The organism is Paenibacillus aceris, assembly GCF_017874035.1.
Classification (GTDB): domain Bacteria; phylum Bacillota; class Bacilli; order Paenibacillales; family NBRC-103111; genus Paenibacillus_E; species Paenibacillus_E aceris.
Map to the genome: position 1 here is coordinate 23,692 of NZ_JAGGKV010000005.1, position 17,469 is coordinate 41,160.

The 17,469-nt window shown below is 43.1% G+C and carries 12 protein-coding genes; 9 read left to right on the plus strand and 3 right to left on the minus strand.

Going from position 1 to position 17,469, the window contains the following annotated elements:
* Positions 1-280 precede the first annotated feature (280 nt).
* Positions 281-5,620, plus strand: a complete 5,340-nt coding sequence (locus tag J2Z65_RS11180) for an endo-alpha-N-acetylgalactosaminidase family protein (protein WP_240160017.1) — start codon at positions 281-283, stop codon at positions 5,618-5,620.
* 86 nt (positions 5,621-5,706) lie between these two features.
* Here J2Z65_RS11180 and J2Z65_RS11185 read toward each other — a convergent pair whose 3' ends face one another.
* Both J2Z65_RS11185 and J2Z65_RS11190 read right to left on the minus strand, forming a co-directional pair.
* A complete protein-coding gene (locus J2Z65_RS11185; RefSeq protein WP_167066551.1) occupies positions 5,707-6,384 on the minus strand; it encodes an ABC transporter ATP-binding protein in 678 nt (225 codons plus the stop codon).
* Positions 6,381-7,505 (minus strand): ABC transporter permease, encoded by a 1,125-nt coding sequence (locus tag J2Z65_RS11190; protein WP_167066548.1) that lies wholly within the window; start codon positions 7,503-7,505, stop codon positions 6,381-6,383. The genes J2Z65_RS11185 and J2Z65_RS11190 overlap by 4 nt, the downstream gene beginning before the upstream one ends.
* Before the next feature lie 226 nt (positions 7,506-7,731).
* On the opposite strand from J2Z65_RS11190, the gene J2Z65_RS11195 reads away from it, so the two are divergent.
* The 3 genes from J2Z65_RS11195 to J2Z65_RS11205 are packed head-to-tail and all read left to right on the plus strand — an operon-like array spanning position 7,732 to position 11,421.
* Entirely contained in the window at positions 7,732-9,234 is a 1,503-nt protein-coding gene (locus J2Z65_RS11195; RefSeq protein ID WP_420850877.1) for a spore germination protein, read from the plus strand.
* Positions 9,212-10,300: a GerAB/ArcD/ProY family transporter gene (locus J2Z65_RS11200; protein ID WP_240160000.1), complete on the plus strand. Its 1,089-nt coding sequence runs from the start codon at positions 9,212-9,214 to the stop codon at positions 10,298-10,300. The genes J2Z65_RS11195 and J2Z65_RS11200 overlap by 23 nt, the downstream gene beginning before the upstream one ends.
* A gap of 5 nt (positions 10,301-10,305) precedes the next feature.
* Positions 10,306-11,421, plus strand: coding sequence for a Ger(x)C family spore germination protein (locus J2Z65_RS11205; RefSeq protein WP_167066542.1), 1,116 nt, complete (start codon positions 10,306-10,308; stop codon positions 11,419-11,421).
* A 48-nt stretch (positions 11,422-11,469) separates the two neighbouring features.
* On the opposite strand, the gene J2Z65_RS11210 is transcribed toward J2Z65_RS11205, so the two are convergent.
* Positions 11,470-12,003, minus strand: a complete 534-nt coding sequence (locus J2Z65_RS11210; protein WP_167066539.1) for a GbsR/MarR family transcriptional regulator — start codon at positions 12,001-12,003, stop codon at positions 11,470-11,472.
* Positions 12,004-12,302: 299 nt separating this feature from the next.
* Here J2Z65_RS11210 and J2Z65_RS11215 point away from each other — a divergent pair, with 299 nt between their 5' ends.
* The 5 genes from J2Z65_RS11215 to J2Z65_RS11235 all read left to right on the plus strand — a co-directional run bounded on the left by J2Z65_RS11215 (position 12,303) and on the right by J2Z65_RS11235 (position 17,396).
* A complete protein-coding gene (locus tag J2Z65_RS11215; RefSeq protein WP_167066536.1) occupies positions 12,303-13,397 on the plus strand; it encodes a putative 2-aminoethylphosphonate ABC transporter substrate-binding protein in 1,095 nt (364 codons plus the stop codon).
* Positions 13,398-13,486: 89 nt separating this feature from the next.
* Entirely contained in the window at positions 13,487-14,521 is a 1,035-nt protein-coding gene (locus J2Z65_RS11220) for an ABC transporter ATP-binding protein (RefSeq protein ID WP_167066533.1), read from the plus strand.
* Between the two features lie 13 nt (positions 14,522-14,534).
* Positions 14,535-16,235 (plus strand): putative 2-aminoethylphosphonate ABC transporter permease subunit, encoded by a 1,701-nt coding sequence (locus J2Z65_RS11225; protein ID WP_167066529.1) that lies wholly within the window; start codon positions 14,535-14,537, stop codon positions 16,233-16,235.
* A 35-nt stretch (positions 16,236-16,270) separates the two neighbouring features.
* Positions 16,271-17,065 carry an HAD family hydrolase gene (locus J2Z65_RS11230; RefSeq protein ID WP_167066526.1) on the plus strand — a complete coding sequence of 265 codons (795 nt, stop codon included), beginning with the start codon at positions 16,271-16,273 and terminating at the stop codon, positions 17,063-17,065.
* Positions 17,055-17,396 (plus strand): DMT family transporter, encoded by a 342-nt coding sequence (locus J2Z65_RS11235; protein ID WP_167066523.1) that lies wholly within the window; start codon positions 17,055-17,057, stop codon positions 17,394-17,396. Before J2Z65_RS11230 ends, J2Z65_RS11235 begins: the two co-directional genes overlap by 11 nt.
* The last annotated feature ends 73 nt before the right edge of the window (positions 17,397-17,469 follow it).

Here is a 17,469-nt window from a genome sequence, read left to right on the forward strand (position 1 = left end):
AGTTTTTACGCATTGCTCTAACGGATAGAACGAATTATGATCGAGTCACAGATTGTGAAAGCGTTTTCTCGCGGATATAAATATGGGGCTATATGGCGGGTGATGCAACTTGAGACAAGCGTATCATCTGCCCGATATTCATAAGCCAATTATTTGGAAGGAGGATTTTAATAAGACATCTTAGCGATTTCAGAAGATACAAGGGAAGACCCATTTCATTGATTGATATTGAAAGCGTTTTAAAACAATGAGGAACATGGAGGGTTTTACTGTGTCAAATATGAGTCATTTAATTCAAAAGAGTTTAGGAAGAAAATTTAAGATCATGCTGACGCTTCTGTTTTTTTTGGCGCAGTTTTTCTCAGTCGGTAATCTATCGTTTTTTGGAGAGACGACAGTTCTTGCAGCCAATCAGACAAACATTCAGTCAACGAATTTAAGCGTGACAGTGGACGATGCTTTTCCTAGAATTATCCAATACCAATGGTTGGGGGCAGGAGCATCTAATGGTGCAGTATTTTACGGAAACGAAGACACGCTGAGTCAGGTTAAAATCAACGGTACACTTTACACGCCGACGATAACCAGCTCTATAACCGCACCGGATACGATTACCTATACAATGAGCATTTCAAGTATAGGGGTAACCATGAAGATGTATTTCAAGGTTACTGATAACATCGTCGAATTCAAGGTAAGCGATATTGTCGAAAGCGGCTCCACGAAAGTCATGACCTTTGACATTCCCAACCAAAACCTTATTTCCATCCGGGATACTCAGACCAATGCCGTAGAAACAGGAGTTGATATCAAGGGCTCCATCGTTTATTCGGATAACTCTGTAGAAGAAAGAAACGTCTTAGCTAGTAAAACGGTTGACGCAAGTCCGGTGGCAAAGTCGTATCTTATCTTGAATACCGATAAACTTGCAGCAACTATGTATAATAACGTATTTAATCCTACAGATACGACGAAGACGACCACAACAGCCAAGATTCAAGATAACAAGAACGAAGCCAGATACTTCTACCAGACTAAATCAATATCTGCCGGTTACAAGAGAATGGCAGCATGGAACAATATTTGGACCTATAGGGAAGTACCGTCTGAAGTTATTGAATTTCCTTACTGCAAGATCGCCATTACACCCGATGCTAATAATGACGGTACTGTAGACTGGCAGGATGGAGCGATAGCTTACAGATCCATCATGAAAATCCCATATGGTGCAGACCAAATTAAAAAGAGCTTTGTTCATATCGCGTATTCCCGTGGAAGTCTTGCCCAGTGGCCATTCCTTCGGACACTGGATATGGTTAAGAAGATATCGCTGTTCACTGACGGCTTCGGACAGTTCTTGGAGTACAAAGGACATCAGGCCGAAGGACATGATTCAAACCACCCCGATTATGGGATCAATATCAATAAGAGAGCGGGTGGACTGTCAGAGTTTAACATTTTAGTTGATGAGGCTGCTAAATATAATACAAGCGTAGGTGTGCATATCAATCATACCGAAGCTTATCCGGAAGCCCAGTACTTTAGTGATAAAATTCTGAGAAATCCACTTGCCGGCGGTTGGGATTCACTAGACAAGGCGTGGCTAATTGATCAATATGCTGATGCCACTAACTTTGGGGCGGACGGTTTGGCCGGCAGATTAGCCGAGCTTAAAGCTAACGTTCCTAATTTGAAGTGGGTTTATGTCGATGTGTATCATACTCAAGGATATCCGGAGTGGAAGCTCGGAACCGAATTGAACAAAAACGGCTGGGCTGTCGGCACAGAGTTTATGGGTGGACTTGAAGATTTCGCTGTGTGGAATCATGTTCCTCAGATTAAAAGCCAAGTGTTAAGATTTATGAAAAATGGCGTTGCAGATTCCTTCGGATTCAACTACATGCTTTTGAAATCAAGGCATGCGGGCTCTATGGGATACGGACCGGACGGTAACGATGACCAAGGTAATAATCAAAACTTGACCGCCCAAATGAATATATTCTACACTCAGAATCTGCTGATGAAGTACATGCAGAACTTTGACATAATGAAGTGGGCACCAGACCGAATCGATTTCACTGGCAATGTATTTGTCAAAGAAACGACACCTGAGCCTAGTCCAGTAGTTGAGCTATACAAAGACAACAAAATGATCGCAACATATCAAAACGATTATAATACTTCTTCTTATCAAATCACGAATAAAAGTGCCAAAGTGTTCATCCCTTGGGACCCTCAGACGGAGAACAAAATCTACCACTATAACACTACCGGTGGAAGCACAACCTGGGAGCTTCCGAACAGTTGGTCGGGAGTTAGCTCGGTGAAGCTGTACCAGTTGTCCGATCAAGACAAAACTTTTGTAGCAGATCTTCCTGTAAGTAATGGGAAAGTAACGATTAACGCAGCAGCTAATACCCCATATGTTATTTATAAAACGGCACAAGCAGCTCAAACCATGAAATGGGGAGAATTCGGATATGTCAAGGATCCTGGTTTTGACAGCCACAACTTAACACCTGGCACTTCATCATGGACGACTGAGTCTTCCAGCGGAAGCACAAGCCAAGTTAAAATTGTGAACAGCGCCGAAGGTGAAACTTATCTGAGTGTAAATGGCAACAATGGTGCAGATGTTACGTTGAGCCAAACCATTACAGGACTGACACCGGGCAAGACTTATCAGTTGTCTACATGGATGGAGGTTAATGGAAGGACTGGAACACTTGGCGTTAAAAACTATGGTGGACCTGAAGTTATGAACAACATGGATAAATCGCCATTTCTAAACCAGCTTTATACCTCATTAAAGTATTTGCGCAATAACATGCAGAGAATCAAGCTGGAGTTTACTGTACCCGCCAATCAAACGAGCGCACTTATTTACATCAAGGCAAATCCAGGGACGTCTTCTTCATACTTAAATTTCGATGATACGCGTGTTGTTGAAATGGATACGACACCATTTGGAAATCATTATTTCTTTGAAGATTTCGAGAGCAAGGACGAAGGCTTTGGACCTTTTGTACAAACGAAGCAGGATGGGCGTGTTCACAGATCTGAGACGCATAGCGGTTATACGACTGATACGATCAATGGCAAATACTCATTGAAGACGAGAATGACTACGGATAATCCGGAAACAGGAGAGTATTTGAGGACAGTGCCATATACCGTAAAGCTGCAGCCGAATACGATGTATAAGTTGAGCTTTAATTATTTACTCGGTTCAAATAATGGTGGAACCTATAGTGTCGCGGTTAAAGGAAACAATGGTGCAACGACTTTGTCCGATGTGCCAATTCCTTCATCTGTCAGCGATACTGTATATTCAACGTATACAAAGACATTTTTGACTGGAAATTACGATGATACCTACGTTTCGTTCGTTAAGAACGCAGGGGGGATGATTGACTTCGTCATGGATGACTTTGCGATTGACGTTGTAACCACAGCACCTCCTTTGGCTGTGCCTAAGGGATTAAAAGCAACTGCTCTTAGCCCATCCCAGATAAGTTTAAGCTGGAATGAGACGGATTTAGCAACCGGATATGATCTGGAAATAGATGGCCAAGTAGTAACACCTGCTATCTCCCCTTACATTCATTCCGGGCTGGCTGTAAATTCTACGCATACCTACAGGGTAAGGGCAAAGAATGCTGCAGAGACAACGGATTGGAGCACATTAGTCAGCGCTACATCAACGAATGCGATTTCAATCGTTGCAGCAGCGGATGCATTTGTACGTGACGGTGGGTCAGCAACCACGAACTATGGAGCTGATCCAAATGCTACGGTTAAGTGGGATGCAGATGGCTATACCCGTGAGGCCTTCTACAAATTTAACTTGAGCAGTATACCGGCAAATATGACCAGTGCAAAGATTAAGTTATATCCAACAGGAATTGGTTCAACATCGCCTGGGGTGAATATTGAGCAAGTTCAGAATACTTGGGGCGAGTCTACCCTAACCTGGAGCAACAAGCCTTCGGTAATAGGAACCAAATTGAATGCAAGTCCTATCATGCTTATGTTTAACACGGCGTTGGTCATTGATGTGACGGCTATTGCACAGAAAGCTCTTGCTACTCAGGATAAAAACATATCAATAAAAGTATCAAATGCACTCCTGAGAGGCGGTTCTTCAGATAGTACGTTTGCAACTAAGGAAAATAGCATTTCACAATACTTGCCGGTGGTGGAGTATACGGCACCAGGGAGCATTAGAGGCAAGGTTGTAGATAGCAGTAGCACGCCGGTTTCCGGCTCAACCGTCACCGTATCTGGAACCAGTTCCGTACTTGGTTCAGCCATTACTGCAGTTGACGGAACCTATACCATCACAAACATACCGTCAGGTTCTGGCTATACCGTAACGGCAAGTAAAACGGGATATATTGACGTATCACGCCCGAATGTTAATGTACCAATGGGGGATATATCTATCATTGATATGATACTTACATCACCGATCAGCCAGCCGTCTAACAATGCAGACCTGAAAGGGTTGAGCCTGTCGAGCGGCCAGTTGAATCCTGCATTCGCAGCGGAGACGACATCGTACACGGCGGATGTGGCGGGCGATGTGAGCAGTATTACCGTAACGGCATCGGTCTACGACAGTTCGTCGACGGTAAAGGTAAGCGGACAACAGGCGACCAGCGGTCAGGCAAGCGGACCGATCGACCTGAATGTAGGCAGCAACACGATTAGCGTAATGGTAACGGCACAAGACTCGACGACAAAAACTTATACCTTGACCGTGAATCGCCAGGCTTCGGCTCCAACTGCCCATTTGAGTGGCGCCGATACAATTATTTCAGGTCAGTCGTTTGATCTAATGTTTGGACTGAGCAATGTGACGGATAGCGCGTATCAGAGCATCTATGCACAAGATCTTACACTCAATTATGATCCAGCAAAGTTTGACCTGATTTCGATCACATCTACGAAGCCTGGATTTGGGGTCGTATCGCAAAAAGAAGTAGCGCCAGGTCGTGTGCGAATCCTGGCTGCCAGCCAAGGGGCAGATCAAGCAACCCATCCCAATGACGACTCTTTGAAATTCTCCTTCACTGCCAAATCAGTGACCCAAGATACGAATACAACAGTGTCCGTGAATAGTGTTGTTATCGCGAATAGCTTGGGTGGCGAATTGCAAGTAAACGGGGCTTCCCGTGACGTGCTGGTTAATGTATTAGTCGATAAAACGACATTACGTGCAGCGATTAATTCCGCCCAGTCTAAACACGATGCTGCGTTAGAAGGAACGAATATCGGTCAATATCCTGTCGGCTCGAAAGCGGTTCTGCAGAATGTGATCAACGCGGCATTATCCGTAGACAGCAACCCTACAGCAACCCAACAGCAAGTTGATCAAGCCTTAACAGCATTGAATGCAGCAGTACTGACATTCGATGCGCTGGTTGTAATCAACATTCCGGGAGACTTGAACGGAGATGGTCGTATCAGCATAGGAGACTTGGCCAGAGTAGCGGCAGCCTATGGAAAGAAATCTTCCGATTCGGACTGGAATCAATATCAACTGGCTGATTATAACCATGACAACAAGGTTGATATTATCGATCTTGCGGCAATCGCCAAATTGATTTTAGAGTGATGAAGTAGTTATCTAAGTATTTTAATCTAATGTATCCCAATTAAAAGAGCCTCCAAACCACGTTAAAGTGAATTTGGAGGCTTGCCTTATTTATTAATAAGTTTCCCATTCTCTAGGAAAAGCACTCGATCACATAGAGGCAGCACTCGGTCATCATGCGTTACCATAACCGCGCTCTTTCGCTGATCCTTTACTTGCTTCGCGATCATGCTTACTACATCGTGCCCTCGTGACGCATCTAAGCTTGCTGTTGGTTCATCAGCGAATAGGACAGCCGGGTCATTCATTAAGGCTCTTGCGATAGCGACCCGCTGACGTTCTCCCCCGGAAAGCTTCTCAGGATATGCCGTTCGACGATGAGGTAATCCCATCTTATCGAGTAACTCTTTTGCTCGTTTGGCTGACTTCTCCTTGTCCATTCCGGCAAGCTTGGCTACGACCATCAGCTGTTCTTCCACTTTTAAGTATGGAATCAAGTTGGCGCTTTGAAAAATAAATCCGATTTTTCGAAGTCGCATTTCAGAAAGTTCTTGTTTGTCTTTGCCGGTGATCGATTCTCCATCGAGTAGAACATCCCCACTTGTCGGTTCAAGAAGTGCTCCTGCTATGGACAGAAATGTACTCTTTCCCGAGCCAGAGGGTCCCATTACCGCGACCAGTTCACCTTCGCCCACCTCGAGATTTAGCTTATCCAAAATCGTTCTTTCGAAACCGCCATCCTCAAAAGTCCGCGTAATCTCTTGTAACACAAGTCTGTTTCTCATGCTGCTGTCCTCCCAATCGCATCTAAAGCGTCAATTTTGGCAACTTTCCACACTGAAAATAGCGAACCGGCCAGAGACATTGCTACAAAGGACAAGCAAGTAAGTGCCAAAGTGGAAAAACCTAATTGAAATGGCATTGAACTTGGCAATACAGCCTCAAACAATTGTACCAGCAGGACGCTAATGACCAAACTACCGACCGATAAGAACAAGACCTGCATCGTCACACTCCTGGCTAAATAGGCAGTACGTGTACCAATGGCTTTCAAAATACCAAATTGACTGGTTTTCTGAATCGTAATGACATAAAAGAATACGGCGAGTACAAAGGCAGAAATAACAAACAAGAATACAATCATCATCATAAGAGAGCCTTGCTCTTCTTTATAACCAGGTATTGCCGACACTGCCTCAGACTTCGTTATAACCTCTGTATTGGGCAGCGCGGCCTGAAGATCCTTTACTTTCTCACTCGAGTCTTTAATGGCAATCGCATTGTAAACTTGACTATCTGCTGATTTAGTCCCTTGAAGAGTAAGTGTCCGTGCCTGAAGATTGAGCCAGTCCTGTTTATTTAGAAAAACAGCCGGTGTATGGCTGAATGACTCGTTCTTCACAAATCCATCTACAGTCCATTTTGTTCCCGAAGCTTGATCTACAATGATTGTACCTATTTTGACTCCAGAATCAGACAGCTTTTGATCAACGAGAACATGTCCTTTTATCTGATCCGAGAGGGGGGAACCTTCTGTTATTGTTGGCGCCAGCCAGCCATTGTTATTAACTGCGAGCAGTGTAACATCAATCTTCTCTGTACCATCAGATGGAATAACCGTAGTCATTTTCACACCAAGCGGCTCCGCATTCTCTTTCCCTACTATTAAGCTGGCCTTTTCAAGCTGATTCAGATCGACCTGAGACCTAGTGAAGCGGTGATTAGAATCCTGTTCCAAGACAAAATGAGTTGCAGCCATATTCTTAACCGAAGCCGCGTTATCATAGGCAAGCCCCTGTGCAAGACCAGTGACAAATAGAACAAGAAATGAAACAAGCACCATAATTGTAGCGATTAACGAATACCGAGCCTTAGCAAACCTCATTTCTCGAATAGCTAAATACATTTTTGATTCCCTCCTTCGTAATATCCTGAGTATAGGAAGTGAAAATGAACGGCGAATGAACAGCATGTTACAGCTGAGATTTCCATGAATTTCTTTTCCATAGCAATTGCTCCATCCTAAACCCTAAACCCCGTCCCTGTTGGATAATGTTGATTATACTGGGTAAATTAATGAAAATTGGTTTGAGTGTGGGTGGAGTAGGATGAAGAATCTTTTAAGAAAATTGATTTCGAAGGATAGTGAAAAAAAAAGACCATTCATGGAAACGAAAGTTTTTCCTTCTTTGCAAAAAAATATGGACTACATTCAAAACCAGTTGTTTCATTCGAGTGATTTGAAGTGGCGGAGCATTAGGTTTAATCAATTAGAGGGTCATATGATCTTTCTGGAGTCCTTGTCTGACCCGCAGAGAATTCAAAAAGAAATCATTGAGTACATAGAAGCGAAAAAAGAAGGGACCTTGGATGAACTCATTGCTTCGATAGACATTACGAAAAAAACGGATCTAAATGAGGTGTCTCAGGCCTTAGTTCAAGGGAATTGCGTTTTGTTTTTTGAAGGTGTCGTAGAAGCTCTTATTTTCGATGTAACAGCAGTTAATAAACGGAGTATTTCAGAGCCAGTGAACGAAGGTGTCGTTCGAGGCGCTCATGATGGCTTCATAGAGAACCTCATCACGAATCTTTATTTGGTTCGAAAGCGCGTTGAAAATACGAACCTGGTCGTTCGTTATTACAAGGTCGGAAAGGCAACCAAAACAAAATTGGCTCTGCTTTATATGCAAGATCTGGCGAATCAGGATCTGGTCCAAGAAGTGGATCACAGACTCGGTTCCATTGAGATGGACACTGTGATCGCACCTGGATTCATTGCCGAATGGATTGAAGATAATTCCTTTTCTCTCTTTCCGCAAATCTTATTTACGGAAAGACCGGATCGGGCGGTAGCCCATCTCATGGAAGGCCGCGTTGTTATTTTATCGGATGGAGATCCGTCCGCGCTCATTTTGCCGGTGACTTTCTTTGCCTTTTATCAAAGCCCGGATGATTATCATAACAGGTGGATTGTCGGATCGTTCATTCGATTGATTCGTTTGGTGAGCTTTATCGTTGCATCTCTAGGACCTGCTTTATATATTGCGATTATTGGCTTCCATCCTGAAATTCTTCCTTCTAATATGATTTATACCGTAAAAAGCAGTATTGATAGAGTACCATTTCCACCTATCGTGGAGGCGCTTTTTATGCAGATTGCTTTAGAGGTACTGCGTGAAGCAGCAATTCGTTTGCCTAGCCGAGTCGGTCAAACCGTTAGTATCGTTGGCGGCTTGGTCATCGGTGATTCGGTTGTGCGGGCTGGATTGGTTTCCTATCCCATGGTAATCGTTGTTGCCTTAACCGCTATTGCGTCGTTTGTGGCCCCGTCAAGCGAAATAAGTACGGCTACTCGCATTCTCGGCTTCCCGCTCATGATCTTGGCCGCGATGTTCGGTTTAATCGGTATCACGTTTGGCCTTCTATTCATCTTAATCCACTTATGTAAATTAGAAAGCTTTGGTACAGCCTATTTTGCGCCTGTTATGCCGTTTCGAATCAAAGATATGAAGGATGCACTAACACGCTTTCCAATCTGGAATTTGAATCAGCGGCCTCATGACCCGCATCCCAAAAAGTTAAACCAGGAAAAAAATGTAAGGGGGTGGGACTATGATGATTCCGGAAAAGAGTAGAATTACTCAGGGACAGTTCATGTTTTTTGTCATCCAGTCACAAGTGGGGGTCGGAATTTTATCTCTTCCTCATCGAATGCAGGCTATAGCCAAGGGAGGCGGGTGGATTTCAACATTAATCGCCGGGCTGGCCGTACAAGTGATTATATTGATTCTATGGGCTCTTTGCAGACGGTTTCCTTCCGATACGATATTCAGCTTCTTACCTAAAATCGTTGGCAAATTTTTTGGGAATCTGCTTGGACTTGTTTATATTGGTTATTTTCTGTTCTCAGCGGGAATGGTTTTAGCCGTATTTGCCGATGTGATAGGAAAATGGGTTCTCCAAAGTACGCCAAGATGGGCATTATTAATTCTAACCCTCCTCACCTGTATATATTTGGTTAAGGAAAATCTCCGAGTGATAGCCAGACTGTTTGTCATTTCTTCGTTGACGATCATTGTAATGGTACTACTATCCTTGATGGGTTATGTCAATATGAATCTCGACTATATATTTCCTATAACAGAAGCGGGATGGGGGAAAATCTTCAAAGCTGCGAACGAGGCGTTGTTTCCTTTAGTCGGGTATGAAGTGATTTTGGTGATTTATCCTTTTGTAGAAGGGAAAAGCGGCGAGAAATTAAAGGCAGCATCTTTAGGGAATCTGGTGATTACCCTTTTTTACGCATTTGAGGTGTTTACTAGTTTAGTCATTTTCAGTCCGTCGGTCATGCCCGCGATTTCGGAACCTCTCATCTATATGCTGAAAGGATTCTCATTCCAGCTCATTCAACGGATCGATTTAATCTTTTTATCTTTATGGGTTTTTGTTGTCAGCACTGCCATTGTCTCTTGGTTATATATGGCAACAACTGGATTGGGGCGATTCTTTCACCGGGATGAGCATAAAAAGGCAGTCCCCTATGCCGCGGTCATTATCTTTATCCTGGCTATGATTGCTCAGGATCCATCGATCTCCGACCTTTTCGATCGAATCATTAAGATTTCTCATTATATACTGGTGATTGGGCTTCCTGTGATCCTGCTCATCTTCTCGTATCTTACAAGAACAAGGAGAGTGTAAGTCGGATGAAAAAGTACTTTTTCTCAATCGCGGTTGTTATTATCCTCTTATTGATGACCGGGTGTTGGGATCAAGATCTGTTAAAAAATGCTCGTTTGATTTACGGAGCAGGTTTTGATCTCGCACCGAATGGAAAGCTTCTATCCACCTTTGTCATACGGGATATGGCTGGAAGCGAACAACAGAGTCCCAAAAACGATATTATTTATACGGACAGTAATACGATACTAGAAGGGCGTGATAAAATAGATGATAAGATCTCACGGTTTCTTCGAGGTTACAGAAATAGGATTATTCTCATTGGAGAGGAACAAGCAAAGCAAGATATTTATCCGATCCTTGATAATATTTACCGTGATCCCAAGAGCGCTTTAAATGCGAGGATCGGAGTGGTGCAAGGGAAGGCGTCAGACTTACTTTCCCTTAAAAAAGTAGGGAACGTCTTAATTGCAGAAGAAATTGACGAATTAATAAAGAGCAAAGAACTGACTACAAACGTTCCCAAAGTGACCATAGAAACGATTTACCCTGTGATCATGGACCCTGGAGAAGACTTTGTTCTTCCATACCTCATGAAAAATGGGAAAAGAGTGGACGTTTCGCAAATCGCCATGTTTCATAAGCGTCAATTTACAGGGATTCTGAGCACGGATGAGTCTATCATGTATTTATTGTTGAATGACGACAAGGGGAAAGTGGCGAGATTCACCCGAAAAATAAGTAAAGGTCATCAAAATGGTTATGATTTTTTAACATTTAATGTGAATAAATCGAAGCGGAATATGAAAATACTGACTCAATCAGGCGAGCAAATTACGGTTATGCTGGATTTAAAATGGAAGGTGAGTATCGTAGAATATCCGAAAAGTCACTTAGATGATAAAGATGTGGTTGCTCAATTAAACCAGTTCCTTTCTAAAGAGATGAATCTCTTGATAAACGAAACGATAAAAAAAATGCAAGATGCCCGCTGTGATGGACTAGGTATCGGCAGAAAACTCAGAGCGTACCATCCGGATATTTGGAAGCAGCAAAAGGAAGACTGGGGGAGCAACTATCAAAAAGTACATTTTGTTCCTAAGATTCAGGTAGAAATTACGAAGAAAGGGATTATAAACTAAGGATTGCTTCATGTTGAAGCAATCCTTTTCATTTTGCTTATTTGGATTTCACTTAAAATATTCCCCACGCTTCAGGGCATCGACAAACTGCTGAAGCCATTCGTAGTAGGTTTGCCCATGCCGAAGTTTATATAAATCTTGAAGTGCAAGATGACGTTCCTGGTCTGTTATATGTTCGTCAAGAATCATTTCTGTCAATTCAGGAAGAGCTTTATCAATGGCTTCTGTCATTACATTGATTTCACGCTGGAGCTTGTGTGTGAAGAAATTTTGAAACGCAAGGAAGAAATCGACCTCTGCAGCATACAGTTCTTTTCGCTCCTGTTTTTCTTCTAGCTTTTTCACCATTTGGGATTCTACCAATGATCTAACCGCATAGCTCATGTTACTTTTACTCATATTCATTCGAATTTTCATCTCATCGAGAGTCATCGGCCGATTCTCAAAGAACATAATCCCGTACAATTGACCGGATGAATGAGTTGCTCCGTACAAATCCATCGTTTCTGCAATAGCATCAATGATGTCTTGTCTGATGCGTCCCCTTTGTTCTGATGCGTGATTTTCTTCTTTTTGGGACATTAGAATATTCACTTCCTTATTCCTGATCGACTGATAGATTCAATAGATTTTGTTTGAATTACATATATTATAGCAAAAACACTTGAGATAGAAGAGGAAAATGAATTTGAATTTGTGCTTTTACATAATCTTAATGTCGAGTTTACGTTCGGTTGACACGAAAAAGTCATTCTAAGTGTACAATAAAAATTGTACGAATTAATTATTCGGAAATGATTAGCAACAAAATCTAAATGATTCAAAAAAAAATGAATTTTTTAGATTCTCAAAACTTTGATGACGGGAAAAGGGGACTAACAATGAAAACGAATTTGAAATCACTTGCGTCTATGTTACTTATTACAGGTTTATTGGCAGGATGCGGCACAGCAAAGCCGGTAAGTACAGCTCAAAACAGCAGCCAACCGAGCCCGGTAACAACAGCTTCAGCTAACAAACCAGCAGAAATCACCGTATATTCCGCAATGGAAGAAGAACAAATTAAAACCTATCTTACTTCATTTAAGTCTCAGAATCCTACGATTAAAGTGAACATTGTTCGTGATTCGACAGGGATCATGACAGCCAAGCTAATTGCAGAGAAAGAAAATCCTCAAGCCGACGTCATTTGGGGATTGGCAGCAACAAGCTTGCTTGTTATGGATGATCAAAAAATGTTGGAACCTTATGCCCCCAAAGGTGTCGATCAGGTGCTCCCTGAATTTAAAGATAAATCGAGCGTTCCCAAATGGGTCGGAATTGACATCTGGGAGACTGCTATCATAGTCAACAAGGTGGAGATGGAAAAGCGGCACCTGGCCATTCCCCAATCTTACGAGGATCTGGCTAAACCGGAATACAAAGGATTAATCGCTATGCCAAATCCTGCATCCTCGGGTACGGGATACTTAACCGTTAATGCACTTATGCAACTGTACGGCAAAGATAAAGCGTGGACTTTTATGGACAAGCTGCATGAAAACATGATGGTGTATACCCATTCTGGATCCAAACCGGCGAAAATGGCAGCTTCAGGAGAAGCTCCGATCGGTATCTCATATGGATACAGCGGCATCCTGGAGAAGAAAAAAGGGTCCCCGATTGAAGTCATTTTCCCGAAGGAAGGATCAGGTTGGGATATGGAAGCAAATGCATTAGTGAAAAAGAAAGACATTAAGCCGGAAGCGAAGTTGTTCTTGGATTGGGCGATTAGCGCTGAGCCGATGAAGGAATACAATAAAAACTACGCTATCTTAAGTATTAAACAAGAAGCCAATAAAATTCCTGATGGCTACAGTAAAGATCCGGTATCGCAATTAACCAAGCTGGATTTGTACCAAGCTGCTAGAGACCGTGAATCAGTGTTAGGTGAATGGTCACAAAAATACGATTCCAAATCGGAGCCAAAAAAGTAGATGGTGGATTACAGCGGGATGCCGATGTTCGGCATCCTGCCCACTTTAAGATTTGGTTTGGGTAAATTCGTAATAAAGGGGCACGTGTCATGAAACAAGGATATTTATCGGTGCACAACCTTTCCAAGCACTTTGGGAAGCAAACTGCGCTGCAGGATATAAATTTAGATATTCATCAACATGAATTCATCTGTCTGTTAGGGCCAAGCGGATGCGGGAAAACAACATTGCTGCGCATCCTTGCGGGTTTGGAAAAAGCGGATAGGGGCCATTTGACCATTGGGGGAAAAGATATCACCTCTGTACCGGCTGGCAAACGGAACTTCGGCATGATGTTTCAATCGTATGCTCTATTTCCTAATCTATCGGTTTCCGAGAATATTGCGTACGGACTTCGCAATCGATTAACCAAGTCTCAAATCGCAGATCGCGTGGACGAGCTGCTAGGATTAGTGGAATTAGTGGAACAGCGCCATAAAGTACCCTCACAATTATCGGGGGGCCAACAGCAGCGGGTAGCTCTTGCGCGAGCGCTCGCATTTTCACCGGATTGTTTGTTGCTGGATGAGCCATTATCCGCTCTTGATGCAAAGGTTCGTGTCAAGCTGCGGCGTGAAATTTGCCGCCTGCATAAACAATTCGGCATGACGACAATTATGGTGACGCACGATCAGGAGGAAGCTTTAACGATGGCTGATCGCATTGTCGTTATGAACCAATCGCGAATCGTTCAAATCGGCACCCCGAATGAAGTCTATGAACGTCCGAATAGCCCTTTTGTTGCCGATTTTATTGGAGCGGTCAGCTTTATCGAAACGGATAATAGGAAACAAGGAAACCCTATACTGGCTATCCGTCCAGAGCATGTTCAATTGGTTCGGGAAGATCATGAGAAAGGCAGACATGGAATCGTACGGGAAATTGAATATCGAGGGACACACTATCGCATGGTTCTAGAATTATTGGATCATCAGGATTTCCCGCTTATGCAATTTCTTACCGTTGATCTGCCAACGCAAGCTATGGTGACTTTTAACATCAGACTAAATCATAAGATAACATTTAACTTGCTGCCTGAACACGTTATCAGGTTTGATACGGTATCTGATATTGCAGTTGGGTGAGGAGGTGAATGGCATGGATACTTGGTTAAAACGAATACGACCGAATGTTAACGAATGGAGTAAAAACAGTTTTATTTTATTAATGACAATCGCCTTAATTTTTACGATTCTAATGCCGCTTGGTGAACTCTTGATCAAAGCCGTTAGCAATCAAGAAGGAAATTTTGTCGGACTCGCTAATTTTGCCAAATATTTCTCTACACCGACGCTTGTAGCTTCATTATGGAATTCAATTAAAGTTTCATTGATTACGACCATAGTCGCTGTGACGCTCGGATTCGGATTTGCTTATGCGCTTGAGAGAAGCGGCATCCGAGGGAAATGGTTCTTTCGTTCCGTAGCTCTGCTTCCGCTTTTTGCTCCTTCGATGCTGCACGGATTAGCATTAATCTATTTGTTTGGGAATCAAGGACTTATTTCAACGGGGTTTTTCGGTCTGCTGCCTGAATTTCGAATTGAGCTTTACGGGCAGACCGGGATTGTTCTTTCCGAAATTTTATATACCTTTCCGCAAGCATTTCTCATCCTCTCGGTTGCTTTTGCGAGTTCGGATTATCGGTTATATGAAGCAGCAGAGACGCTGGGTGCGTCAAAATGGCGTACTTTTTGGACGGTAACTGTACCAGGTACCAAGTTTGCGCTCATTAGCACGGTTTTTGTTTGTTTTGTCTTGACATTTACAGACTTTGGAGCACCTAAGGTTGTAGGAGGACAATACAATGTTCTTGCAACCGATTTGTTCAAGCAAGTGATTGGTCAACAGAATATGCAAATGGGGGCTGCCGTCGGTGTACTGTTGTTGATTCCGGCCGTGATTTCGTTTGTCATAGACCGAATTTCACAGCGGAAACAGAGCGGGTGGCTTAGCGCAAAATCAATGCCATATCGAATTGAAGCAAACAAGCTGCGCGACGTCCTTTTATTCATGCTTTGTTCGGTTGTATCAGCTGCCATTCTAAGCATTATTCTTGTGGCTCTCTATGGATCAATAGTGAAAGTATGGCCTTATAACTTACAGCTCTCTTTGTCCCATTATGATGGTTTTCTTGACGGAGCGGGACCGTTTGTGAACAGTTTGATCATTTCGACTGGTGTTGCGCTGATTGGCAGTGTAGTAACCTTCCTATTTGCCTATCTCATTGAAAAATCTCGCGGTTATGCAATATTGCGAAATAGCGCTTATTTTCTGTCCATGCTGCCGCTTGCATTGCCGGGACTGGTACTAGGTCTCATCTATGTATTCTTCTTTAATAATCCGAACCAACCCTTGCATGGGCTGTATGGGACCATATGGATCATGATTATATGTAATATTGTACATTTTTATTCAGTTTCATTTTTAACGATGACCTCGGCGCTAAAAAAGCTGGATAGCGAGTTCGAGGCCGCATCAGAAACGATGAATGTACCCTGGTATAAGACTCTTGTCAGGGTAACGGTGCCCATGTCATTGCCGTGTATTTTGGAGATTTGTATGTATTATTTTATCAACAGTATGGTGACGGTGTCGGCAATCATCTTTTTGTATGCGCCAGACTTGAAACCTGCTGCCGTGGCGATTGTTAACATGGAGGACTCAGGTGATATTGCTCAGGCGGCAGCCATGTCGCTGCTAATCATACTGGCTAACCTGATTATGCGAACAGTTGTCATGTTAACGTCCGGAAGGATGCGTCGGCGAACGGAAGCATTATTGGTTAGGAAAGATAGTTAGTTTTCACCTACATGAGAACCTCAGGAGCGATGGGAATGCCAAAATTAATGATTAACAAGAGAAGTTATTCTGTAAAGGGGGTTTTATTTGATAAGGATGGTACACTACTCGATTTTATAAGTCTTTGGGGATATTGGAGCGAGTCGTTATACCGGAATTATTCAAGTAAAGTCTTGGCTGTTGCAAAGGACGGGATCATCGATCCCATTTCGGATTTGTGGGGAACGGTTCATGATGCTGCCGGGCATATGACGGATTATAGCAGAAACGGTCCACTCGCCATGGGATCGATTGGCGATTTGCTTGCTATATTAGCATGGCAAGGCTACCGGCTAGGACTCCCTTGGAGTGAATCTATGCGGATAGCAAGGGAAAGTAAGCGTTTGGCGGATGAAGAAATGGAACAGGTTCGCCCCGCTTATCCGCTGCCGGGAGTTATGGACTTTCTGAGGCAATGCCATGATCAAGGAATGCCAATGGGCATTGTAACGGCTGATGAGACGGCGGATGCAGAAAAACATTTGCAGTGGTTGGGCATTCGCCAGTTTTTTAAAGTTATTGTCGGGAACGATCTGGTAAAACAGGGAAAGCCTTTTCCCGAAATGGTACATAAGGCATGCTTAGAGCTTGGATTAGCACCAAATCAAGTGGCCTTGATTGGGGATACCAACAGCGACATGCAGATGGGGAGATCTGCAGGGGTTGCAGCCACAATAGGGGTAATGATGAATCATGCTGCAAGGTCTGGCGACTGCTGGCTCAATGACGCGAGTGTGCTCATCTCATCGTACGCTGAACTTCACTTGGAGGAATCCACAGATGAAGGGTGAGAGTGGTTTGGGATGGATCCTTTTAATACTTGCCATTCTCTTTGAATTATCGGGTACGACGTCAATGAAGCTATCCGAAGGTTTTACCCGATTTTGGCCATCTATATTGATGTTTGTTTTATACGGCTGCAGTTTTACCCTGCTTAACTTTGCTCTGACCTACATTGAAGTTGGAGTTGCGTATGCGATTTGGTCAGGCGTCGGTATTGTTCTAATTACATTGGTAGGATTTGTGCTTTTCAAGGAAACATTTAATATAACCCAATTAGCTTGGACGGTGCTCATTGTTGTTGGTGTTATCGGCTTGAAGTTAAGCAGTAAGGCTCATTGATGTGGCGGATTACAGCCTTATGTTTACAATAAATAAACCCGCATTTTACATGCAATTAACCTATAGATTGCAA